The organism is Amycolatopsis lexingtonensis, from assembly GCF_014873755.1.
GTDB lineage: Bacteria > Actinomycetota > Actinomycetes > Mycobacteriales > Pseudonocardiaceae > Amycolatopsis > Amycolatopsis lexingtonensis.
In genome coordinates this window covers 9,995,824-10,017,698 of the sequence record NZ_JADBEG010000001.1, presented here as the reverse complement: position 1 = coordinate 10,017,698, position 21,875 = coordinate 9,995,824, and the positions used below count along the sequence as shown (strand labels likewise).

The following is a 21,875-nucleotide window of genomic DNA, read 5'->3' as shown; positions in this document are numbered from 1 at the left end:
CCCCGACGATCGGACCGGTCACCGGACCGCGGCCAGCACGGCGTCCGCCGCGGCCGACGCGCCGCCCGCCGACCGGAAGCGGTCCGCCCAGTCCTCGGCGTTCGCCGTGAACTCCTTCTCCTCCAGCAGCCTGCGCAGCTTGGCGACGATCGCGTCCGCGGACACGGTCTCCTCGTGCGACAGCACCAGCCCGCAGCCGCTGTCGAGGACGCGGGCCGCGTGGTCGTGGCAGTCCATCCAGAACGGCTGCACGAGGCCGGGCTTGCCGAAGTAGACGCCTTCGTACGCGCTGTTGCCGCCGCCGTGGTTGTAGTAGACGCGCACGTGCGGGTGGGCCAGCACGTCGAACTGCGACGGCACCCAGTTCTCCAGCCGCACGTTCGCGGGCAGGTCGGCCGGCAGCAGCGCGCGCTGGGCCTTGGGCAGCTTCCACAGCACGTGGTGCTCCGGCCCGATCTTCCGCGCCGCTTCGGCGATCGCCGTCACCTGGGGCGCGGTCAGCCGCATGTGGGTGCCGAACGCCAGGTAGACGATCGACTCGTGCGCGTCCAGCCAGGCCGACAGCGCCGGGTCCGGCGTCACGGCCTCGGGCAGCGGCGGCACGACCGGGCCGACCATCTTCAGGTGCGACGGCGCCGCGGCGAACGGGTACTCCATGCCGAACACCGAATAGGCCAGGATCGCCTGCGCGCGGTCGGCGTAGGTGGACTGGCCCGCGGTCGCGTTCAGGATGCCGGCTTCCTTGCGCGCCTTGGTGAACTGCACCGCGGGCACCTTCGTCAGCATGCCGAGGAGCAGCCGCAGCCGGAAGCCGAGGTTCGCGAGCTTCTGGCGGCCGGAAAGCTCGCGCGGCAGCCCGGTGTTCGGGCTCGGGTAGCTCAGCGGCAACCGGTCGGCGAAGACCTCGCTGACCGAGATCGGCACGCTGTACACGTACGGGATGTCCCGCGCGATCGCCGCGTCGGTCGGGTAGACGCTGGAGGAGTCGATGACCATCAGCGCCGGCTGCACCTCGTCGACGACGGCCAGCGCCCGCTCGTACATCGTCACCATGATGCTCGCGTCGGTGACGCCGCTCAGGTAGGCGATCACGTTCTGCGGCCGCGCGGTGAGACTGCCGGGCTTCGCCGGCTGCGTCGCGGCGGCGTAGAGGTCCGGGTTCCACTCACCCGGCGGGCGCTCGAGGCGCTCCCCGAACGAAACGAACTTCACGGGGTTGTCGGCGGAGATCGCTTCGACGTCCGCACGGCGGTCCTCTGTGGACGCGAAGTACAGGTCCGGCACACCGCGGCGGGCGAGCTCACCCGCGATGACCAGCAGCGGGTTGATCATGCCGGCGTCTGCGATCGACGCGAACAGGATGGGGGCCACGGCGCCTCACCAGCTTCCGGCGAGCATCAGCTCGCTGTACTTGTGCTCGTTCGACGCCTTGCGCAGGTCGGCCTCGACCATCATGCGCATCAGCTCTTCGAAGTCGACCGACTGCTTCCAGCCGAGCTCGACCCGCGCCTTGTCCGGGTTGGCGCAGAGGGTTTCGACCTCCGCGGGCCGCACCAGGGCCGGGTCGATGACGACGTAGTCGTGCCAGTTCAGGCCGACCGCGTCGAAGGCGATCTGGACGGCGTCGCGGACCGAGTGCATCTCGCCGGTGCCGACGACGTAGTCGGTCGCGGTGTCCTGCTGCAGCATCAGGTGCATCGCGCGGACGTAGTCGCCGGCGAAGCCCCAGTCGCGCACGGCGTCCAGGTTGCCGAGGTAGAGCTTGTCGCGCAGGCCCAGCTTGATCTCCGCCACCGCCATGGTGATCTTGCGGGTGACGAACTCGGCGCCGCGGCGCGGGGACTCGTGGTTGAACAGGATCCCGGAAACCCCGAACATGCCGAAGGATTCGCGGTAGTTCTTGGTGATGAAGTGCCCGTAGGTCTTCGCGACGCCGTAGGGGCTGCGCGGGTGGAAGATGGTCTGCTCGTTCTGCGGGGTCTCGGCGACCTTGCCGTACATCTCCGACGACGACGCCTGGTAGAACCGGATCCCGCCGCCACCGGTGGGCCGCGACTTGTCCAGCCCGCACACCATCCGGACCGCTTCGAGCACCCGCAGCACGCCCATGCCGTTCACCTCGGTGGTGAGTTCGGGCTGCTGCCAAGACATCGGCACGAACGAGATGGCCGCGAGGTTGTAGACCTCGTCCGGCTGCACCAGGTCCACCGCGGCCACGAGGCTGACCTGGTCCATCAGGTCGCCTTCCACGAAGTGGAGATCGGAGACCAGCCTGCTGATCCGCGACTTGCGCGGGTTCGCCTGGCCGCGGACCAGGCCCCAGACCTGGTAACCCTCGGCCAGGAGGTGTTCGGCCAGGTACGACCCGTCCTGCCCGGTGATGCCCGTGATCAACGCACGCTTCGCCATGAATGTGTGCCTTCCTTGCCACGTAACGAGTAGAGCCCCCGCCGTGGCGTCGTCCGGCCGCCTTGCGAGCAGCTTCAGTGAACCCTGCCGCCGCGAAAATCGCGCTGTACCGCCGAATCCGCGTCCGGTGGTCGGCAACGACGTCCACGCTCGCGGCAGGCCGCTTCGAAGTCAAGGAGATCGGCGCCAAGTCAATGGGCCGCCCCTACCCCGTCCGAAGTGGCCTAGGGGCGGAGCGGAAAACCTAGGGGTGGCCCCGAAACGCGCGAAGGAGCCGGGGCCCGCCGAAGCGGGTCCCGGCTCCTTCGAGTACCCCGAAGGTCAGCGGCCGGGCGGTACCGGCCGCAGCGGACGGCGCACCGGGGGCACCCCCTGGTGGTTGACCGCCACGGGCTGACGGGACGTGCCCGGCACCCGCTCCTGCTGCTCCGGCACCCGCAGCTGCGGTTCCGACGCCAGGTCGCGGCGCCGGGTGACGCTCAGCTTGCGGTAGACGCGCGTCAGGTGCTGCTCCACGGTGCTGACGGTGATGTAGAGCCGGCTCGCGATCTCCCGGTTGGTGTGGCCCCGCGCGGCCAGCCAGCCGACCCGCTGTTCGGCGTCGGTGAGCAGCTTGACGTCGGTGGGCGCCACCGCGCCGCGGAGGGAGACCACGACGTCGTCGTTCCCGCCGTCGAGGAAGGACCGCCGCAGCAGCTCCGCCCCGCACTCCTTGGCCAGCGCCCGCGCGTCCCGGCTCGCCGTGCGCGCCGTGACGGGATCGCCGCCGGCCCGGCTCAGCTCGGCCAGCGTCCGGGCCAGTTCCAGCTTGGCACCGGACTTTTCGAGCGCGTCGGCCGCTTCCTGCATCAGCTTCGGCCGCCGGGCCGGGTCGGCCACGAGCGCCAGCGTCCGCAGCGTGATGCCCCGCGTGCGGTCGCCGCAGTCCGGCCCGAGCTTCGCCGCCTGCGCCTCGGCCAGTTCCCTGGCCTTCTCGCGGTCACCCAGCTTCAGGTAGACCTCGGCGGCGCTGGACCGCCAGGGCACCAGCGACGGCTGGTCGAGCCCCCAGCGCGCCATCTGCTCCCCGCAGGCGAGGAAGTCGTTCAGCGCGGTCGGGAGCCGGCCCGTCGCGAGGTAGTAGTGCCCCCGCGCGTGCAGGTAGTGCAGGCCGAACCGGGTCTCGCCGAGCGCGTCCGGCACCGGCTGGTTGAGCAGCTCCGCCGCCTCGTCGAACCGGCCCATTTCGGTCAGCGCCGCCAGCAGCGTGGCCAGCGGGGCGCCGACCCCGATGCCCCAGGCCTCCGGTGTCATCTTCGTCAGCGCGATCTTCGCGTTGCGGGCGGCGAGCGGCAGGTCACCCTGGCGGAGGGCGACCTCGGCGCGTAGCTCCGCCAGCGAAGCCTGCCACGTCGGGGCCGGGCGCCCGGCGGCCTGCGCCATCAGGTGCTCGGCCCAGGTCGCGGCCTTGTCGAGGCGCTCGGCGTAGATCAACACCGTGGCGGCGAACACCAGGTGCCGCAGGCTGGTGTCGGTCATCCGGGTGCCTTCCAGCACCTGCTCGGCGTCGAGCACGGCGGCCTCGGTCGGGCCTTCGCGCACGGCGCTGGTCAGCGCGTCGACCGCCTTCTGCTGCGAGTTCACCGCGAGCCCGAGCGGCGGTGCCGCGGCGTCCCCCGCGCAGGTCGCGAGCATCGGCTCCACAAGGTGCCGCATCCCGGGCACCGAGCTGGCCAGCCACGAGTCGAGTGTGAGCAGCTCGCCCCGGGTGCGGCGGTCGGTGGAGTCGACGAGGTCGCCGAAGGCGTTCGCGATCTCCACGGCCTCGTCGACCCGGCCGAACCACAGCAGGAACTCGAAGATGCCGACGACCCGGATGCCCGGCAGGTGCCCGGCGCGGGTCGCGTGCACCAGCTCCGGCAGCCGCCGCATCGCCTTCGCCGGCGTCGTCCGCCACTCGATTTCGGCGAGCGACGCCTTGGCGATCGCGCGGTCGCGGTCGTCGGTGCAGCAGCGGCTGGCCAGCGCGATGCAGGCGCGGGCCAGTTCGACGTCGTCCTCGAGCAGCGCCGCTTCCGACGCCTCGGACAGCAGGTGCTCGGTCCACGGCTCGTCCAGGTTCCCCGCCACGACGTGCGCGGCGATGGCGGTCGGCCGGGCGCCCTGGTCGAACAGCAGGCGCGCGGCCTGGCCGTGCAGAGCGGACCGGACGGCCGGGTCGAGCTCGTCGAGCACCGCGGCGCGGGCCTCGGCGTGGCGGAACCGGTGCCCGTCGAGGACGCCGGCCGACTCCAGCGCCTTCCGCACCGGCTCGGTGGTGGCCGGCGCGAAGGAGACCATGCCGCCCGCCAGCGGGATCGGCGACTGCTCGCCGTCGCCGAGGACGGCGAGCGCCCTGGCGAGTTCGAGCGCCCGCGGCTCGCTGGAGTGCAGGCAGCTGAGCACCGCGTGCCGGTAGGCGGCCCCGGCGACGACCCCGCCCGCGCCCGCCGCCCTGGTGTCCTGCACCAGCGCGGTGGCCAGCAGCGGGTTGCCGCCGCTGACCGCGAAGCACTCCGCGGCCAGTGCGTGGGCCTTGCCCTCGTCGAGCTTGCCCGCCAGCAGGACGCCGACGCCGTTGCGGGACAACGGGGCCAGCCGCAGCTGGCGGCAGTGCGGCCGCCGCATCAGGTCGACGTGGCGCACCGGGCGCCGTTCGCCGGGGTCCGCGCGTTCGGCGAGCAGCACGAGCACCCGGGCGGGCCGGATGCGCCGGGCCATGTGCTGCAGGAACTGCAGCGACGCGGGATCGGCGTAGTGGGCGTCGTCGACGCAGATCACCAGCGGGGTCTCGGCCGACCAGCCGATCACCGCGCTGGACAGGCGGTGCAGGAACCGGCTGTCGAGCAGCGTCGCGTCGGCTTCGGCGTCCTCCACGTACGCCGAAACCTGGTCGACGATGTCCGCGCGGACACCCGGGGTGTGCACCAGCTGTGAAACGACACCGAGCCCGACGGCGGTTTCCGACCGGGCACCGGAAGCGGACAGGACGACCGCGCCGGTACCGGCGGCCTGCCTGCCGAACTCCTCCAGCAGGGCCGTTTTCCCGCTGGCGACCGGACCGAGCACGAGGCCGACACCGCCGGCCCCGGAATGGCAGTCGGCGAGCATCTGACTCAGTGTCGCCGTTTCGAAGTCACGTTCGATGAGCATGACGGAACTTCCCCCAGAAATTCTCTGTGTGGTGGACTCCTCTGATCCACGGCCGGAACGACGGCCCCCAGGCCGCCGGCTCCCGTTGTTCCGTGAATCACCAGCACAGCACGTGTGCGAGCGGGCATGACGCCGCCGCACGCATTGCTTCACGGCAATCACACGGCACACCGCTCCCCAACGGCGCCTGCCGGCGATTACGAACTCGGCCGGCTCGCGCATGAGCCGGCTTCAGCGTCTATTCGGTGTCCCTCACGAAGGACAGCGGTAACCGTTCATCAGACGAACCTTTCCCCAGACCCCAGATCCCCGCAGTTTCCCGGTTGGGTGATTACTGCCCCGATCACCCGGTCTCCCGCGAGGAGATAACGAACCAGAAGCTACCACCTGCCCCTACGTGCCGCAACGAGCCACGAAGGGGGTCCACCCGGACCGTGATGTCCGTTTGGTCCCGTTCGGCGGGACATTCCGCAAACCCGCCCCGACCAGCGTTTACCACGGGGAAACGCCGGTCGTCGGGCAAGGATCGAAAGTAGGCGGGCGTTATGAGCCGCACCACTTTGTTGCGCGCCGCGGCGCGCACTTATTTCCGGCGCAGTTGAAATCGCCCGGAGGAAAACAGAATGTGAACAGTTTTTTGACGGGCGCCGCGCCCACGGACCGGGACGCGGCGCCCACCGGGGTCAGACCTTCGCGGGAACGCGGCCCTCCTTCGAGAAGTACCCGCGGACGCCCTTGGAGCAGAGCAGCAGGAACAGCACGAGCAGCACCACGGCCTGGACGACCTGGCCGGCCCGCATCCAGTCCGGGAACTCGGCCGAGACGACGAGGTACACGAGACCGGCCAGCCCGAGGACGGTCACCAGCATCACCCGGACCCAGGTGCGCCGCCTGCCGAGCTTCAGCCGCGCGGCCAGCCGGACGTAGACGATGGCGATGACGAGGACCGACACCGGGCGGATCCACAGGACGCTCTCGAGCGAGGCGCGCGTCCCCGCGTGGTCGGCCGGGTCGGCCTGGCCGGTCGACTCCCAGTGCAGCACCTGGTAGTCGAGGATGGCCTCCTTGTTCAGGAACGTCAGCACCGCGAACGCGATGCTGATCAGCAGGTTCAGGTAGAGCAGGAAGACGACCGGCCGCAGCGCGCGGCCGGTCGAAGACGAGGTGGCCATGGTTCCCCCAGTTCAGTCGTGCGCGGTGGCACGTTCGACGATGCGGACGAGTTCGGCCGCGTAGGCGGTGACGTCGATCCCCGGACGGCGGATCGATTCGGTGTGGAAGCCGTCTATGGCCTGGCGGATGGTGATCGCCATGACGCGCGGGTCGAACCGGCCGAAGTCGCCGGTCTTCTGTCCCTCGCGCAGGCAGGTCTCCAGGACGTCGATGGCGCCGTGGTACCACTCGCCGGTGCCGCCGTCGGCCTCGCCGCCGGGAGCACCGCCATGGCGCAGGCTTTCGAGCAGCGCGGTGAGTTCGACCGGGTGCTCGGCGATGAACGCCAGGTTCGACTCGATGTAGACCCGCAGCTCCGCCGCCGGGCTGTCCACCGCGTCGATCCGCTCCCGCATGTACGCGAGGCTCGTGGTCAGCACGTCCCGCACGACCTCGGCGATCAGGTCCGCCTTGCCGTCGAAGTGGTAGGAGATCATGCCGGTGCTGCTCAGCCCGGCCCGCTTCGCGATCTGCCCGAACGATGCCTTCGCGTACCCGAGTTCACCGATGGTTTCGATCGCCGCGCGGACTATCTGCGCCCGCCGGGCGGTCTCGGTGAACGTTTTTGCTTGCATGAGCAAAAGGTAGCATGGTCGAGCAAACAATCGCCAGAATGCCGTCTTTCCGCACTCGAGCGGTTGCGGTACGTGTCGATCATTTCCCGGGAAATGGGAAAGCCGCCCCGGGGTGTCCGCGGGGCGGCCTTCACCTTGCTTCGGAGCCGGGCGGCAGCGGGCGCGGTGTCTTGAATGAGTCATTCAGGTCGCCGGAGGTCCTGAATGACTCATTCAAGACCTCTGCCGGGGCCGGGGCAGCAGCGAGCGCTACTCCGTCACCTGACGGGCGGTCGCCATCGCCCGCTCGGTCTCCCAGAACGCCCGCATGGACCGGATCAGCCCGTCCTCGCCCACCCGGTAGACGAACACCCCGTCCGTGTCGACGCGGTAGCCACCCGGCAGGTACGTCGTGATCGTGCCGACGTTCGCCACCTCGTCACCAGCCGCATGCGAGTCGCGGATGACGAACTCGAAGCGCTCCACGTTCGCGATCGTCTTGTCCCAGAACGCGCTGATCCCGTCGCGGCCGTGGTGGCCCTTGCCCTCTTCGTCGAAGAAGGAGGGCCCGACCGGGTCCTCGACCACCCCGTCCGGCGCGAACAGCGCCAGCCACGCTTCCTTGTCCCCCGCCGCCGCGGCGGTCATCGACGCCAGCGCCGCGCGCCGTGCGAGCGGCTGCTCCGCCGTCGTGTCCCAGCTGACCTGCACACCCACGGCGATCACTCCTCGAACTTCGCGATGATCTCGGCCCCGAACTTGCGGATCGCTTCCAGCTTCGGCTCGACCGGCGCGTCGAACCCGACGCCGTCGAACACCCACGGCATGGTGATGACGTCGGTGACGCCCGCCTCGGCCTGCTCGCGGTAGCCGTCGAGGCCGAAGCGGTCGATGCAGACCGCCTGGTACTCGAACGGGTCGTCGGCGCGGCCGCGCTCGGCCAGCAGCTCCTTGATCCGCGCGATGGTGTCGCGCAGCTCCTCGAGCTTCATCATCGCCGACGACCAGCCGTCGGCGACCCGCGCGGCGCGCTTCAGCGCCACCTCCGTGTGGCCGCCGATGTAGAACGGCACCCGCGACGGGGGCGCCGGGCTCATCTGGATCTTGTCGAAGTCGTAGAACTCGCCGTGGTACTCGACCATGCCGCCGTCGAGAATCAGCCGCAGCACGTCGATGGCCTCGTCGACGCGCTTGCCGCGCCGCTCGAACGGCACGCCGCAGTACTCGAACTCCTGCGGCAGCCAGCCGACGCCGAGGCCGAGGCCGAACCGGCCGCCGGTGAGCACGCTCGCCGAGCCCACCTGGCGCGCCAGGAGCACGGGGTTGCGGGAGCCGAGCTTGAGCACCGACGTGTAGAAGTGAATCCGGCTGGTGACCGCCCCCATCGCCGCGGTCGCGACGAGCGGGTCCACCCACGGGGTGTCCGCGGTCCAGAACCGGCTGCCGTCGGGGGTGTACGGGTAGTCCGTGTCCACCGTTTCGGCGTAGAAGAGCGAGTCCGGCAGGGCGATGGAGGCGAAGCCGGCCTCTTCGGCGGCCCGGGCGAGCTCGCCCAGCTGATCGAGGGGGTTCATCGCGATCGACAGGGTGAACTTCATGGTGTCGAACTATAACGTGTTCTAGTTTGCTGAGCCAGGCCTCGGGGTGTGCCGGATCACGGCCCGGGAACCCTCCGCGTAGCGTCCGCGTTGTCCAAATCAAAGGTGACTACCGGTCACCGAGCCCCGAACTTCTGGGAGTGGTCCATGGGCACCGCGATCTTCCTGATCGTGCTCGTCGTCGTGATCGTCGGTGGCGGCCTCTATTTCTCGCGGCAGCGCGCCGCGGCCCGGCAGCGGGAGCTCGACGACGCGAAGGCCGACGCCCGGCGCCTCGTCGAACGGCTCGGCGGCCAGGTCCTCAACCTCAACGGCAACGACACCGCGTCGATGCAGGCGATGGCCGACGCGAGCGAGCGCTACAACGCCGCCGGCTCGCAGCTGGAGCAGGCACGCACGATCGAACAGGCCCGGCTGGTGAAGGACACCGCCGTCGAGGGCCTCTACTACGTCCGCGCCGCGCGCGTCGCGATGGGCATGGACCCCGGCCCGCAGCTGCCGGAGGAAGCCGAGCGCGAGCGCGCCGGCAAGGTCACCGAGCGCCGCGAGGTCGACGTCGAGGGCCAGCACTACGCGGCCTCGCCCGAAGCCGGCCAGGACACGCCGTACTACTACCCCGGCGGCCGCGTCGCGGGCCGTCCGGTGCCGCAGGGCTGGTACAGCGAGCCGTGGTGGAAGCCCGCGCTCGTCGCGGGTGCCTGGGGCCTCGGGTCGATGTTCCTGTTCAGCGCGATGTTCTCCGGCATGGGCGGCATCGCCAGCGCGTCGGCCTGGGAGTCGGGCTACGACGCGGGCCAGCAGGACGCGCTCGAGTCCGGCGACATGGGCGGCGACGGCGGCGGTGACATGGGCGGTGACGGCGGCGGCGACTTCGGTGGCGACGGCGGCGGCGACTGGGGCGGCGGCGGGTTCGACGGCGGCGGCTTCGATGGTGGCGGTTTCGACGGCGGCGGTTTCGACTTCTGACCCCGAACGTCCGTGAAGGCCTCCTTACCGGCTCGAAATGCCGGTAAGGAGGCCTTCACGGCTTTCGCGGGCGGTCAGGCGGGCTGGCAGGTGGGGCACCAGTAGAGGTTGCGGCCCACCAGTTCCGAGTTCGCCACCGGCGTCCCGCACACCAGGCAGGGCTCGCCCGCCCGGCGGTAGACGTAGACCTCGCCGCCGTGGCGGTCGACCCGTGCCGCGCGGCCCATCGCCTCCGGCAGGTGCTCGGGGCGGACCGTGTCGATCCGGCCGACGCGGACGCCGTCGCGCATCAGGGTCACCAGGTCGGCCCACAGGTCGTCCCACAGCGCGCGGTCGAGCGCGCGGCCCGGCGTCAGCGGCGCGACACCGTGGCGGAACAGCACTTCGGCGCGGTAGACGTTGCCGACCCCGGCGAGCACGGCCTGGTCCATCAGCAGCGCCGCGATCGACGTCTTCGAGCGCGAAACGCGCTCCCATGCCTTCTCCGGCTTCGCGTCGCGGCGCAGCGGGTCCGGGCCCAGCCGCGCTTTGATCGCGTCCGCCTGGTCCGGGGACAGCAGCTCGCAGCGGGTGGGCCCGCGCAGGTCCGTCCAATGTGTCCGGCCGGCCAGCCGCAGGCGGACCTGGCCGACCGGCTCCGGCGCGGGCAGCGGGGATTCGCCGAACGTGCCGTACAAGCCCAGGTGGATGTGCACGATCCCGTGCGGGCCGTAGTCGTGGAACAGGTGCTTGCCGTACGCCTGCGCACCGACGAACACCTGACCGTCCAAACGGGACGCTTCGGCGGCGAACCGGCCCTGCGGGCTGCTGACCTCGACCGGGGCGCCGGCGTACCGGCGCTTGTGCAGCCGCGCGAGCCGGTGGAGCGTGTGCCCCTCGGGCATCAGGCCTCCGGCAACGCCGGCGGGGTCCCGGTGCGCTCGTAGTCGAGCAGCTGCTGCACGCGGCGGGCGTGCCGCTCCTCCGGCGAGACCTCGGTCGCCAGGAACGCCTCGACGATCTCGGTGGCCTCTTCGGCGGTGTGCATCCGGGCGCCGACGCCGATCAGCTGGGCGTGGTTGTGCTCGCGGCACAGCTTCGCGGTCTCGACGCTCCACGCGAGGCCGGCCCGCGCGCCGGGCACCTTGTTCGCGGCGATCTGCTCGCCGTTGCCGGAGCCGCCGACGACGATGCCGCGGCTGCCCTCGTCGGCCACCACGCGCAGCGCCGCCTCGACGCAGAACGCCGGGTAGTCGTCGGCCGCGTCGTAGACGTGCGGGCCGACGTCGGTCACCTCGTGGCCCTGCTTCTCCAGGTGAGCCACCAGGTGGTTCTTCAGCTCGAAACCGGCATGGTCGGATCCCAAGTAGACACGCACGGCTGGGAGTCTGCCACCACGCCCGGTTTCGGGCATGCTCCGGGGGTGGGCATCTGGGAGCAATCGGGGCACGACGTGCGGCTCGACTGGGGCGGCGAAGGCGTGGCCGCGCTCGGCCGCGAATGCGCGGTGCTGGTGGTCGTCGACGTGCTTTCCTTCGGCACCACCACGGATCTCGTGGTCGGCCGCGGCGGCCGCGTGCTGCCGGTGCGGTGGCGCGACGAACGCGGCGTCGCGCGGGCGAAGGCGGCGGGCGCGGTCGTCGCCGGTGAGGCCGAATTCACGCTGCGGCCCTCGTCTGTGACGCAGATCCCGCCCGGGACGCTGCTCGCGCTCCCCTCCCCCAACGGCGCGACGCTGTGCGAAGCGGCCGCGCGGACCGGCGCCGCCGTCCTCGCCGGGTGCCTGCGCAACGCCTCGGCCATCGCCGCCAAGGCGCTCGCACTCGGCGGCCCGATTGGGCTGATCGCCGCCGGGGAACGCTGGGGCGTGGACATCTTCGGCGACGGCGACACCTTCGGGCCGCTGCGCCCGTGCGTCGAAGACCAGGTGGGCGCGGGCGCGATCGCCGCCGCGCTGGCCCGGCTCGGCGCGTCGCTGTCCCCCGAAGCCGCCCTCGCCGCGCGCGGCGTCGACGTCGGAGCCGTGGCGGCCTGCGTGTCCGGACGCGAATTGACCGAAGCGGGCCACGGCGGGGACGTCGCGCTGGCCACCGAGCTCGACGTGAGCCAGGCTGCCCCTGTCCTGAACGAAGGAGTACTCGCATGACCGGCCGCTGGATCGACGTCGCCGACGGCGTGCACGCGCGCCGCTACGAGGAGCTGGACCTGACCGTCGGGCTGGTGGTGGGCGCCGAGCGCTGCCTGGTCGTCGACACGCGCGGCGACCTCGAGCAGGGCGCCGAACTCGCCGCGGCGGTACGGGAAATCACGCCGCTGCCCTGGTCGGTGGCGTTCACGCACGCGCACTTCGACCACACGTGGGGCACCGAAGCGTTCACGCCCTGCGCCGTCTGGGCGCACGAAGGCTGCCGCGCCGAGCTGGCCGAGTACGCCGAAGACGCCCGGGCCAAGTGGATCGCCTACTACCGCGAAGCGGGCAAGGCCGAGATCGCCGACGCCATCGTGCGGACGACGTTCGTGGTCCCCGACCACCTGTTCACCGACCGGGCCGAACTCGACCTCGGCGGCCGCACCGCCGTCCTGCTGCACCCCGGCCGCGCCCACACCGACCACGACGCGGTCGTGCACGTGCCCGACGCGGACGTCGTCTTCGCGGGCGACGTCGTCGAGAACGCCGAACACGGCTTCAGCGCGTTCTCCTTCAGCGGCGAGTCGGACCTGACCGCCTGGCCGGACACCCTGGACGCGATCCTCGCCCTCGAACCGCGGGTGATCGTGCCCGGCCACGGCGACCCGGTCGACGCCGACTTCGTCCGCTACCACCGCCACGGCCTGCACGAGCTGATCGCCCTGAAGGCGGCGATGGGCCGCGGCGAGACGACCGAGGCCGCCGCCGTGGCCGCTTCGCGCTACCCCGGCGACGTCACCCTGGCCGCCCTCGCCACGCCCTAACGCGTCGCTTTCACGTGAAAGCTCCCACCTGGGGGCGCCGCTTTCACGTGAAAGCGGCGCTCAGTCGAAGTTCAGCTCGCCCGTGCGGGTGCGCTTGAGCTCGAAGAAGTCCGGGTAGCTCGCCAGCGCCACCGCGCCGTCGAACACCTTCAGCGCGTCTTCGCCGCGCGGAATGGAGCTCAGGACCGGGCCGAAGAACGCCACGCCGTCGATGTGGATCGTCGGGGTGCCGACGTCCTGGCCGACCGGGTCCATGCCCTCGTGGTGGCTCTTCTTCAGCGCCTCGTCGTACTCCGTGGAGTCCGCGGCGTCGAAGAGCTCGGCCGGCGCGCCGATCGCGGCCAGGGCCTCCTTGATGACCTGGTCGCGGTCCTTGTTGCCCTGGTTGTGGTAGCGGGTGCCGAACTCGGTGTAGTACTCCCGCAGCATCTCTTCACCCTTGAGCTGCGACAGCGCCACGGCCACGCGCACCGGGCCCCAGCCCTGGGACAGGAGCTCCTTGTACTGCTCGGGCAGCTCGTCCCGGCCCTCGTTGAGCACCGACAGGCTCATGATCCGGAAGCGCAGGTCCAGGTTGCGGTGCTTCTCCACCTCCAGGATCCAACGGGAGGTGATCCACGCGAACGGGCAGATCGGGTCGAAGTAGAAATCGACCTTCGTGGGCTGCTCGGCAGCGGTCATCGGGGAACTCCTGTGTGACGTCTCGATGTGGGCGGACCCCCACACGACGGGCCAACACCGGCGCACCCGAGCTTGTTCCCTTATCGCCGGGCACCCCGTCGCCATGATTGGATGCGGGGAGTTGAAAACCGATACCAACGACCAGAGGTGCCTGTGCCCGCCCCCAACCTGACCCGCGACCAAGCCAAGCTGCGCGCGGATCTGCTCGACGTCACCGCCTACGACATCGAGCTGGATCTGACCGACGGCCACGGCGGTCCCGGGGAGAAGACCTTCGCGTCGACGACGACCGTCCGGTTCTCCAGCGCCCGGGCCGGCGAGAACACGTGGATCGACATCGTCGCCGACCGCGTGCACGCGGCCACCCTGAACGGCGCGGACGTCGACGTCAGCGCGTACGTCGAGGACAAGGGCATCGCGCTCGCCGGACTGGCCGAGGCGAACGAGCTCACGGTGACCGCCGACTGCCGGTACATGAACACCGGCGAAGGCCTGCACCGGTTCGTCGACCCGGTCGACGACGGCGTCTACCTGTACACGCAGTTCGAGACGGCCGACGCCAAGCGGATGTTCGCCTGCTTCGACCAGCCGGACCTGAAGTCCGTCTACCGGCTCACGGTCATCGCGCCGCGGGACTGGAAGGTCGTCTCGAACACGATGGCCGAGTCCACCGAGGAGACGCCGGAAGGCGCCGTCCGGACGGTGTTCAAGGAGTCCGAGCGGCTCTCGACGTACCTGGTCGCGCTGATCGCCGGCCCGTACGCCGAGTGGCGCGACGAGTACACCGACGCCCACAAGACCATCCCGCTCGGCGTCTACTGCCGCGCGTCGCTGGCCGAGCACATGGACGCCGACCGCCTCTTCACCGAGACCAAGCAGGGTTTCGGCTTCTACCACGAGAAGTTCGGCACGCCGTACCCGTTCTCCAAGTACGACCAGCTGTTCGTGCCGGAGTTCAACGCGGGCGCGATGGAGAACGCCGGCGCGGTGACGTTCCTGGAGGACTACGTCTTCCGGAGCCGCGTCACCCGCTACGCCTACGAGCGGCGCGCCGAGACGCTGCTGCACGAGATGGCGCACATGTGGTTCGGCGACCTGGTCACCATGCGCTGGTGGGACGACCTGTGGCTGAACGAGTCGTTCGCGACCTTCGCGAGCGTCCTGGCCCAGGCCGACGCCACCGAGTACAAGAACGCGTGGACCAGCTTCGCGAACATCGAGAAGTCGTGGGCCTACCGGCAGGACCAGCTGCCCTCGACGCACCCGATCGCGGCCGACATCGTCGACCTGCACGCGGTCGAGGTCAACTTCGACGGCATCACCTACGCCAAGGGCGCGAGCGTGCTCAAGCAGCTCGTCGCCTACGTCGGGCTGGACCACTTCCTCGACGGCCTGAAGGTGTACTTCGGCAAGCACGCCTGGGGCAACGCGACGCTGGCCGACCTGCTGGGCGCGCTGGAAGAGGCGTCCGGGCGCGACCTGTCGTGGTGGAGCGCGCAGTGGCTGGAGACCACCGGGCTCAACTCGCTGAGCCCGCGCTACGAGATCGGCTCGGACAGGAAGTTCACGGCGTTCGCCGTCGTGCAGTCCGGCGCGAAGCCGGGTGCCGGCGAGCTGCGCACGCACCGCGTCGCGGTGGGCGTGTACGACGAGGACGCCGCGGGCAAGATCGTCCGCACGCACCGCGTGGAGCTGGACGTCGACGGCGAGCGCACCGAGGTGCCGGACCTGGTCGGCCTGCCCGCGGGCAAGCTGGTGCTGGTCAACGACGACGACCTGACGTACTGCACGATGCGCCTCGACCCGGCGTCGCTGACCACGCTGATCGACCGCATCGCCGACATCACCGAGCCGCTCCCGCGGACGCTGTGCTGGTCGGCGGCGTGGGAGATGACCCGCGAGGCCGAGCTGAAGGCCCGCGACTTCGTCACGCTGGTGCAGCGCGGCATCCACACCGAAACCGAGGTCGGCGTGGTCCAGCGGCTGCTGCTGCAGGCCCAGACCGCACTGAACTCCTACGCGGAGCAGGACTGGGCGGCCTCGACCGGCTGGCCGGCGTTCACCGGCCGGCTGCTGGAGCTGGTCCGCGCCGCGGAGCCGGGTTCGGACCACCAGCTGGCGTTCGTGAACTCGCTGGCGGGCTCGGTGCTGGACGACGCGACCCTGTCGGTGGTGTCCGGCTGGCTCGACGGTTCGGCCCCGCTCGAAGGCTTGACGGTGGACACGGACCTGCGCTGGCGCCTGCTGCACGCGCTGGTGGCCCACGGCAAGGCCGACGCGGCGGAGATCGACGCGGAACTGTCCCGCGACAACACGGCCACCGGCCGCCGCCAGGCGGAGCGCGCCCGCGCCCTGCGCCCGACGGCCGAGGCCAAGGCGGACGCGTGGCAGCGCGCGGTGTACGACGACGAGCTGCCGAACGCGGTCAGCGACTCGCTCATCTCGGGCTTCTCGCACCCGGGCCAGAAGGCGCTGCTGGGCTCGTACGTGGCGAAGTACTTCGAGGTGATCGACGAGGTGTGGCAGCGGCGGTCGAGCGAGCGCGCGCAGCCGATCGCGATCGGCCTGTACCCGTCGTGGGCGGTGGCCCCGGAGACGGTGACGGCGTCGGACGAGTGGCTGGCGGGCGACCACTCCCAGGCCCTGCGCCGGCTGGTGTCGGAGGGCCGGGCGGGCATCGTGCGGGCCTTGGCGGCACGGGACTTCGACGCGCAGAAGTGAGTTCGGCGGAGAGCCCCGCACCTGGTTCGGGTGCGGGGCTCTCCGGCGTTCCGGGGTGGTCCCGAGGTCTTGAATGAGTCATTCAGGTCTTCGGAGGTCCTGAATGACTCATTCAAGACACCCGCTGGCGTCCAGCGCTCCCTTGCCCCAGCGGGGGCCGGACGTAAAAGAGCCCCGCACCTCACCGAGGTGCGGGGCTCTTCGCGTGTCTGAAGGATCAGCGGGGCGCCGGACCCGCCTGGTCGGACAGCATCCGCAGCGCGTTCACCAGGCCGTTGACCAGCCCGCGAACCAGGTCGCCCTCCTTGAAGGACGCCACCATGCTCGCCACCGCCAGCTTGGCGCCGCGGTCGGGCAGGCGGGTGTACGCCGTCTTCCCCGTCACGATCTCGATCTTGCGCTCGCCGGGCGAGACCGCGATCAGGACCGCGTTCGCCGGGTCCGCCGTCGTCGAGTGCAGCTTCTCCGCCGTCGCGCGGCTGTCCTCGCCCAGTTCGCCGAGGTACAGGCTGAAGTCGAGGCCGGTCTCCCGGCTCGCGAACGTCAGCGCCTCGTCCAGGCGGGCCAGCTGGCGGGTGTCGAACGGGCCCGACGGCGCGGCCGGCTCGTACATCTTGGCCGCCGACACGCGGCCGCTCGACGTGAGGCCCTCGCCGTAGGCCAGCTCGGACTCGTCGACGCGCTTCGTCAGCTCACCAGTTGCCACGAGCGCCTCCCGCCGCGGTCGCGGCGCCCGAGGGCGCCTTGTTTTCGGCGCCGGCGTGCCGGTGCCCCTCGCCGACCCCGTCGGGGTTGGCGCTCCACCACATGGCCGGGTACTCCCAAGGCTGGCCGGACCGGTACCGCGGGGCGCCGCCGGACCTGCGCCGGAGCGTCAGGAGCCCGGCGAGACCGTAGATGGCCAGCGGGATCACGGCGAAGACCACGATCGTCTCGACAACGTTCACGGCGCTGAGCGTATCGGATGACCTCCGCGCCCACCGCGCGCGCCGCACTCGACCGTTCGTCGTAAGCCGGGTGCCGTCCGCCGCTTGGCTCGCGGCCACTGGAACGTTGGGGCGAAGACCGTCGGGCCGAAAGGTTGCAACTCAACGTACAGGCGGCCGCACCCGCCGCTGTCGTCTTGTCGCAGCCTTGAAATCCTCGTAGCTTTTTCACCTGTACGGGCCTTGCGCCCCGCTCCCCAGCCCCAGCAGGTAACGCACCGGTCCCAGGAGGCCTTGCCATGAACAGCGCCCAGACCCCCGCACAGGCGATCACCGAGACCTTCTCGTCACCGAGCGACATCGAATTTGTGCCCGGAACACGTGTGACGGCGGGCACAAGGGTTACGCGGGGTACACGCGTCACTCGCGGTACACGCGTGACGGCCGGAACCCGCGTCACCATGGGCACCCGGGTGACGGCGGGCACGCGGGTCACGCGCGGTACCCGCGTCACGCGTGGCACGCGCGTCACCATGGGCACTCGTGTGACGGCCGGCACGCGAGTCACCTGCGGCACCCGCGTCACTCGCGGCACCCGGGTCACCCGCGGCACGCGCGTCACCATGGGCACCCGCGTCACCTGCCAGAGCGACTACGCGCTCGCTGCCTGACCCCGTACTCCAGGGACGCACGCACTACCTGAGCACCGCGCGCAAGCACCCCGGCTCGCCCCGGCCGCCGTCAAGGCAGCCGGGGCGCCGGCATGTCTAGGCCGCCGAACCCAGATAGGGCTGCCAAAGCGGGTCGGCCTCTTTGGAGTGGGCGAGCAGCCGCCAGTGCGGGCCGTGGGGCGCCCGCGGGACGACGCGCAGCCGCCAGCCGATCTCCGAGAGCAGCCGGTCCGCTTTGCGGTGGTTGCACTTGGCGCAGCAGGCGACGCAGTTCGTCCAGCTGTGGGGCCCGCCACGGCTGCGCGGCTGGACGTGGTCGATCGTTTCGGCCCGCCCTCCGCAGTAGGCGCAGCGGTACCGGTCGCGGTGCATCAGCCCGGCGCGGGTGAGCGGCACCTGCGCCCGGTAGGGCACCCGCACGTACGTGCTGAGCCGGATCACCGAGGGCACCGGCAGCGACACCTTCGCCGAATGCAGCTCGATGCCGCCGGGGTCGCCGTGCACCACTTCGGCCTTGCCGCACATCACCAGCACCACGGCCCGCCGCAGCGGGAGCGCGGTCAGTGGCTCGAAGGTGGCGTTGAGCAGGAGAACCCGGCGCCGGCCCCAGGCCGGGGCAGCCGGATCCCGGCCTCTACTACGCTGTCCGGGCGGGCGGGTAACTCCCCCTGGGCGGTTCCCCGGCCCGGCCGGGACGGTTCCGCCGGATGCGGAACCCCCCGGATAGGCGCGCAGGACCACCTCTGGCGTCTCATCGGCCGTGGCTTGGCCGGAGACGCCGCGGGGGCTGGGTTGTCGGTCTGGCACTCGACCACCTCCAGGGGCGTAGGCATAGTCGACCACAAAACAGCCCCCCAGCGCACGTGTGTTACAAGACGTGTCACATCCGCGCGACCCAACATCCACTTGAAGTTGGGCAGACCGACCTGATCGGAAGGATGATCGAACTCCCGTGTCCCCCTTGTTCACCGTCGCGACGCCGCCGTGCGCGACCGATCCCGGCACATTCTGCTTCCAGGTGTACGAGGCCACCGGCAACGCGTGGCTGGCCGGATCGGCGAACTGGCTGCTCACCAAGCCGCTGAAGATCCTGATGATCGTCGTGATCGCGTTCGTGGTCCGCCTGCTGATCAGACGGATGATCAACCGGGTCACGACGTTCCCGCGCTCCGGCGGCAAGCTCCCGGCCCTGCTGCGGCCCCTGCGCGAGCGCGCGCCCGAAGTGCTCGGCTCGGCGGTGATCGAACGGCGGCGCCAGCGCGCCCAGACCATCGGCTCGGTGCTGAAGTCGATGGCCACGTTCCTGGTCTACGGCCTCGCGTTCATCCTCGTGCTGGGCGAACTGGGCCTGGACCTCGGGCCGATCATCGCCTCGGCCGGCATCATCGGCGTCGCGATCGGGTTCGGCGCGCAGAACCTCGTCAAGGACTTCCTGTCCGGCATCTTCATGATGGTCGAGGACCAGTACGGCGTCGGCGACGTCGTCGACGTCGGCGAGGCGACCGGCACCGTCGAGGCGGTCGGCCTGCGGATCACCACGCTGCGCGACCTCAAGGGCACGGTCTGGTACGTCCGCAACGGCGAGGTGCTGCGCGTCGGCAACTCCAGCCAGGGCTTCGCGGTCGCGGTCGTCGACGTCCCGCTCGGCTACACGGCCGACGTCGAGCGCGCGACCACCGTGCTCGCGGGGGCGGCGGCGACGGCCACCGAGAGCGAAGCGCTGAAGGACAACATCCTCGAGCCGCCGGAGATGCTGGGTGTGGAAAGTGTCACACCCGAGGGTCTCCAGCTGCGCCTGACGGTGAAGGTGCGCCCGGGCAAGCAGTGGGCCGTGCAGCGCGCCCTGCGCGCGCAGCTGCTCGCGGCCCTGGAGGAGGCCGGTTTCGAGCCGCCGCTCGGCCGGTTGTTCCCGAGCGTGACCCCGGCCGTCGAAAAGTAGCGCCGTTACGCTGGGAAGCGGGTTCGCGACCATCCGGAAGGAGCGGGACCGGCGTCGGGAACCCGCACCCAGGAGGGCAAAATGGAAGGCGTGTCTGCAGTGAGCGAACCGGCGAACCTCTACGAAGCGGTCGGCGGCGAACCGACGTTCCGCCGCATCGTCGGGCGGTTCTACGAAGAGGTCGCGCGCGACGAGATCCTCCGCCCGCTCTACCCCGAGGAGGACCTCGGCCCGGCCGAGGAGCGCTTCCGCCTCTTCCTCATGCAGTACTGGGGCGGCCCGCACACCTACTCCGACCGGCGCGGGCACCCGCGGCTGCGGATGCGGCACGCGCCGTTCAAGATCGGCCCGATCGAGCGCGACGCCTGGCTGCGCTGCATCCGGATCGCCGTCGACGAGGAGAACCTGGAAGAGCCGTACCGCGGTCAGCTCTGGGCGTACCTGGAGATGGCGGCGCACAGCATGATGAACAGCTTCGTATGAGACCCGGAGCCTGGTGGCAGGACGCCGTCTTTTACCAGGTCTACGTGCGCTCGTTCGCCGATTCGGACGGCGACGGCGTCGGAGACCTGGAAGGCATCCACTCCAGGCTCGGTTACCTGGAGCTGCTGGGCGTGGACGCGCTGTGGCTGACGCCCTTCTACCGCTCCCCGATGGCCGACCACGGCTACGACATCGCCGACCCGCGTGACGTCGACCCGATGTTCGGCACCCTCGGCGACTTCGACGTCCTGCTGACCGAGGCGCACAAGCGGGGCATCAAGGTCACCGTGGACGTGGTCCCGAACCACACCAGCAACCAGCACGCCTGGTTCAAGTCCGCGATGGCGGCCAAGCCGGGCAGCCCGGAGCGCGACCGCTACATCTTCCGCGACGGCGTCGGGCCGACCGGTGAAGACCCGCCGAACAACTGGGTCAGCGCGTTCGGCGGCCCGGCCTGGACCCGGGTGCCGGACGGCCAGTGGTACCTGCACCTGTTCGCGCCGCAGCAGCCGGACCTGAACTGGGCCAACCCGGAGGTCGCCGCCGACCTCGAGCGCACGCTGCGGTTCTGGCTCGAACGCGGCGTCGACGGCTTCCGCATCGACGTCGCGCACGGCATGGCGAAGCCGCCCGGCCTGCCGGACATGGACCCGCGCGCCGACGCGCTCGGGCCTAGCCACTACTACGACCCGCGCTGGGACAACGACGGCGTCCACGAGATCCACCAGATGATCCGCAAGGTGCTCGACGAGTTCCCGGACGCGATGGCGGTCGGCGAGATCTGGGTGACCGACGAGGAGCGCCTCTCGCGCTACCTGCGGCCCGACGAGCTGCACCTGGCGTTCAACTTCCGGCTGGTGCTGACCCACTTCGACGCCGACGCGATGCGCACGGCCATCGAGCGCTCCCTGACCGTCCCGGCGAAGGTCGGCGCCCCCGCGACCTGGACGCTGGGCAACCACGACGTCTGGCGCCAGGTCAGCCGCTACGGCGGCGGCGACGCCGGGGTCCGGCGCGCCCGGGCGATGGCCCTGGTGGAGCTGGCGCTGCCCGGCACGGTCTACCTGTACAACGGCGAAGAGCTGGGCCTGGCGAACGTCGAGCTGGCGCCGGCCGACATGGCCGACCCGCGCGCGAAGACGAGCGGCGCCGAGTTCGGTCGCGACGTCTCACGCGTGCCGCTGCCGTGGGAGGGCGACCTTCCGCCGTTCGGGTTCTCGCGCAACCCGCGCACGTGGCTGCCGATGCCGCCGTCGTGGGCCGGGTTGACGGTGGAGAAGCAGATCGAGGACGAAGACTCGACGCTGTCCCTGTACCGCCAGGCGATCGAGCTGCGGAAGACCCATCCGGCGTTCGGCGGCGACGAATTGGAGTGGTACGGCGCGCCCGCGGGGTGTTTCGCGTTCCGGCGCCGCGGCGGTGGACTGGTGTGCGCGCTGAACACGTCGGCGAGCCCGATCGCGCTGCCGCCCGGTGAGGTGCTGCTGTCGAGCAGCCCCCTGGTGGACGGGAAGCTCCCGGCCGACTCGGCCGCCTGGCTGGTCTGAGGCCGGTTCAAGCGCCCCAATGTGGCGTTCGGTGCGTCCAGCGCACCCAATGTGGCGTTCGGTGCG

The 21,875-nt window shown here is 70.9% G+C and carries 21 protein-coding genes; 8 read left to right on the top strand and 13 right to left on the bottom strand.

All coding sequences use genetic code 11. From position 1 onward, the window contains the following. Nucleotides 1-18: 18 nt before the first annotated feature. The 7 genes from H4696_RS51410 to H4696_RS46355 all read right to left on the bottom strand — a co-directional run bounded on the left by H4696_RS51410 (nt 19) and on the right by H4696_RS46355 (nt 8,944). Complete coding sequence (locus H4696_RS51410) at nt 19-1,371, bottom strand: glycosyltransferase (RefSeq protein WP_086863350.1); 1,353 nt, start codon at nt 1,369-1,371, stop codon at nt 19-21. A 6-nt stretch (nt 1,372-1,377) separates the two neighbouring features. Beyond that, on the bottom strand, nt 1,378-2,409 hold the full coding sequence (locus H4696_RS46380; protein ID WP_086863349.1) for a GDP-mannose 4,6-dehydratase: 1,032 nt from the start codon (nt 2,407-2,409) through the stop codon (nt 1,378-1,380). 321 nt (nt 2,410-2,730) lie between these two features. Continuing rightward, entirely contained in the window at nt 2,731-5,580 is a 2,850-nt protein-coding gene (locus H4696_RS46375) for a helix-turn-helix transcriptional regulator (RefSeq protein ID WP_158104388.1), read from the bottom strand. 683 nt (nt 5,581-6,263) lie between these two features. Continuing rightward, nucleotides 6,264-6,752: a hypothetical protein gene (locus tag H4696_RS46370; protein WP_086863347.1), complete on the bottom strand. Its 489-nt coding sequence runs from the start codon at nt 6,750-6,752 to the stop codon at nt 6,264-6,266. A 12-nt stretch (nt 6,753-6,764) separates the two neighbouring features. Next, nucleotides 6,765-7,367: a TetR/AcrR family transcriptional regulator gene (locus tag H4696_RS46365; protein WP_158104387.1), complete on the bottom strand. Its 603-nt coding sequence runs from the start codon at nt 7,365-7,367 to the stop codon at nt 6,765-6,767. Nucleotides 7,368-7,616: 249 nt separating this feature from the next. Further along, complete coding sequence (locus H4696_RS46360) at nt 7,617-8,063, bottom strand: nuclear transport factor 2 family protein (RefSeq protein WP_086863363.1); 447 nt, start codon at nt 8,061-8,063, stop codon at nt 7,617-7,619. A gap of 5 nt (nt 8,064-8,068) precedes the next feature. Continuing rightward, complete coding sequence (locus H4696_RS46355) at nt 8,069-8,944, bottom strand: TIGR03619 family F420-dependent LLM class oxidoreductase (RefSeq protein ID WP_086863345.1); 876 nt, start codon at nt 8,942-8,944, stop codon at nt 8,069-8,071. 147 nt (nt 8,945-9,091) lie between these two features. Here H4696_RS46355 and H4696_RS46350 point away from each other — a divergent pair, with 147 nt between their 5' ends. Further along, nucleotides 9,092-9,910 carry a hypothetical protein gene (locus tag H4696_RS46350; protein WP_192782913.1) on the top strand — a complete coding sequence of 273 codons (819 nt, stop codon included), beginning with the start codon at nt 9,092-9,094 and terminating at the stop codon, nt 9,908-9,910. A 74-nt stretch (nt 9,911-9,984) separates the two neighbouring features. Here the strand turns inward: H4696_RS46350 and H4696_RS46345 are convergent, their stop codons facing one another. Next, on the bottom strand, nt 9,985-10,794 hold the full coding sequence (locus tag H4696_RS46345) for an Fpg/Nei family DNA glycosylase (RefSeq protein WP_086862943.1): 810 nt from the start codon (nt 10,792-10,794) through the stop codon (nt 9,985-9,987). Then, a complete protein-coding gene (locus H4696_RS46340) occupies nt 10,794-11,267 on the bottom strand; it encodes a ribose-5-phosphate isomerase (RefSeq protein ID WP_086862942.1) in 474 nt (157 codons plus the stop codon). The genes H4696_RS46345 and H4696_RS46340 overlap by 1 nt, the downstream gene beginning before the upstream one ends. Before the next feature lie 45 nt (nt 11,268-11,312). Between H4696_RS46340 and H4696_RS46335 the strand changes: the two genes are divergently transcribed. Both H4696_RS46335 and H4696_RS46330 read left to right on the top strand, forming a co-directional pair. Further along, complete coding sequence (locus tag H4696_RS46335; RefSeq protein ID WP_086862941.1) at nt 11,313-12,035, top strand: 2-phosphosulfolactate phosphatase; 723 nt, start codon at nt 11,313-11,315, stop codon at nt 12,033-12,035. Next, nucleotides 12,032-12,841: an MBL fold metallo-hydrolase gene (locus H4696_RS46330; protein WP_086862940.1), complete on the top strand. Its 810-nt coding sequence runs from the start codon at nt 12,032-12,034 to the stop codon at nt 12,839-12,841. The genes H4696_RS46335 and H4696_RS46330 overlap by 4 nt, the downstream gene beginning before the upstream one ends. A 60-nt stretch (nt 12,842-12,901) precedes the next feature. On the opposite strand, the gene H4696_RS46325 is transcribed toward H4696_RS46330, so the two are convergent. After that, nucleotides 12,902-13,522, bottom strand: a complete 621-nt coding sequence (locus tag H4696_RS46325) for a mycothiol-dependent nitroreductase Rv2466c family protein (RefSeq protein ID WP_086862939.1) — start codon at nt 13,520-13,522, stop codon at nt 12,902-12,904. 153 nt (nt 13,523-13,675) lie between these two features. Between H4696_RS46325 and pepN the strand changes: the two genes are divergently transcribed. Then, entirely contained in the window at nt 13,676-16,243 is a 2,568-nt protein-coding gene (gene pepN, locus H4696_RS46320; protein ID WP_086862938.1) for an aminopeptidase N, read from the top strand. Nucleotides 16,244-16,460: 217 nt separating this feature from the next. Here the strand turns inward: pepN and H4696_RS46315 are convergent, their stop codons facing one another. Both H4696_RS46315 and ctaJ read right to left on the bottom strand, forming a co-directional pair. Further along, the gene (locus tag H4696_RS46315) at nt 16,461-16,949 is read right to left on the bottom strand and encodes a DUF5130 family protein (protein ID WP_086862937.1); all 489 of its coding nucleotides are present in this window, start codon (nt 16,947-16,949) and stop codon (nt 16,461-16,463) included. Further along, nucleotides 16,936-17,190: an aa3-type cytochrome oxidase subunit CtaJ gene (ctaJ, locus tag H4696_RS46310; RefSeq protein ID WP_086862936.1), complete on the bottom strand. Its 255-nt coding sequence runs from the start codon at nt 17,188-17,190 to the stop codon at nt 16,936-16,938. Before ctaJ ends, H4696_RS46315 begins: the two co-directional genes overlap by 14 nt. A 278-nt stretch (nt 17,191-17,468) precedes the next feature. Here ctaJ and H4696_RS46305 point away from each other — a divergent pair, with 278 nt between their 5' ends. Beyond that, nucleotides 17,469-17,840 (top strand): hypothetical protein, encoded by a 372-nt coding sequence (locus tag H4696_RS46305; RefSeq protein ID WP_086862935.1) that lies wholly within the window; start codon nt 17,469-17,471, stop codon nt 17,838-17,840. A 96-nt stretch (nt 17,841-17,936) separates the two neighbouring features. Here the strand turns inward: H4696_RS46305 and H4696_RS46300 are convergent, their stop codons facing one another. Next, nucleotides 17,937-18,365 carry an HNH endonuclease gene (locus H4696_RS46300; protein WP_370966550.1) on the bottom strand — a complete coding sequence of 143 codons (429 nt, stop codon included), beginning with the start codon at nt 18,363-18,365 and terminating at the stop codon, nt 17,937-17,939. A 436-nt stretch (nt 18,366-18,801) separates the two neighbouring features. Between H4696_RS46300 and H4696_RS46295 the strand changes: the two genes are divergently transcribed. From H4696_RS46295 to H4696_RS46285, 3 genes are all read left to right on the top strand, one after another. After that, nucleotides 18,802-19,779: a mechanosensitive ion channel family protein gene (locus H4696_RS46295; RefSeq protein ID WP_086862934.1), complete on the top strand. Its 978-nt coding sequence runs from the start codon at nt 18,802-18,804 to the stop codon at nt 19,777-19,779. Nucleotides 19,780-19,878: 99 nt separating this feature from the next. Next, nucleotides 19,879-20,262: a globin gene (locus H4696_RS46290; protein WP_086862933.1), complete on the top strand. Its 384-nt coding sequence runs from the start codon at nt 19,879-19,881 to the stop codon at nt 20,260-20,262. Then, nucleotides 20,259-21,809: a glycoside hydrolase family 13 protein gene (locus H4696_RS46285; protein WP_192782911.1), complete on the top strand. Its 1,551-nt coding sequence runs from the start codon at nt 20,259-20,261 to the stop codon at nt 21,807-21,809. The genes H4696_RS46290 and H4696_RS46285 overlap by 4 nt, the downstream gene beginning before the upstream one ends. Nucleotides 21,810-21,875: the final 66 nt, after the last annotated feature.

Bases quoted from the DNA above. Each gene is read 5' to 3' on its own strand.
- H4696_RS46380 (WP_086863349.1), bottom strand. From the start codon at position 2,409: ATGGCGAAGCGTGCGTTGATCACGGGCATCACCGGGCAGGACGGGTCG.
- H4696_RS46375 (WP_158104388.1), bottom strand. From the start codon at position 5,580: ATGCTCATCGAACGTGACTTCGAAACGGCGACACTGAGTCAGATGCTC.
- H4696_RS46370 (WP_086863347.1), bottom strand. From the start codon at position 6,752: ATGGCCACCTCGTCTTCGACCGGCCGCGCGCTGCGGCCGGTCGTCTTC.
- H4696_RS46365 (WP_158104387.1), bottom strand. From the start codon at position 7,367: ATGCAAGCAAAAACGTTCACCGAGACCGCCCGGCGGGCGCAGATAGTC.
- H4696_RS46355 (WP_086863345.1), bottom strand. From the start codon at position 8,944: ATGAAGTTCACCCTGTCGATCGCGATGAACCCCCTCGATCAGCTGGGC.
- H4696_RS46350 (WP_192782913.1), top strand. From the start codon at position 9,092: ATGGGCACCGCGATCTTCCTGATCGTGCTCGTCGTCGTGATCGTCGGT.
- H4696_RS46345 (WP_086862943.1), bottom strand. From the start codon at position 10,794: ATGCCCGAGGGGCACACGCTCCACCGGCTCGCGCGGCTGCACAAGCGC.
- H4696_RS46330 (WP_086862940.1), top strand. From the start codon at position 12,032: ATGACCGGCCGCTGGATCGACGTCGCCGACGGCGTGCACGCGCGCCGC.
- H4696_RS46325 (WP_086862939.1), bottom strand. From the start codon at position 13,522: ATGACCGCTGCCGAGCAGCCCACGAAGGTCGATTTCTACTTCGACCCG.
- H4696_RS46305 (WP_086862935.1), top strand. From the start codon at position 17,469: ATGAACAGCGCCCAGACCCCCGCACAGGCGATCACCGAGACCTTCTCG.
- H4696_RS46300 (WP_370966550.1), bottom strand. From the start codon at position 18,365: ATGTGCGGCAAGGCCGAAGTGGTGCACGGCGACCCCGGCGGCATCGAG.
- H4696_RS46285 (WP_192782911.1), top strand. From the start codon at position 20,259: ATGAGACCCGGAGCCTGGTGGCAGGACGCCGTCTTTTACCAGGTCTAC.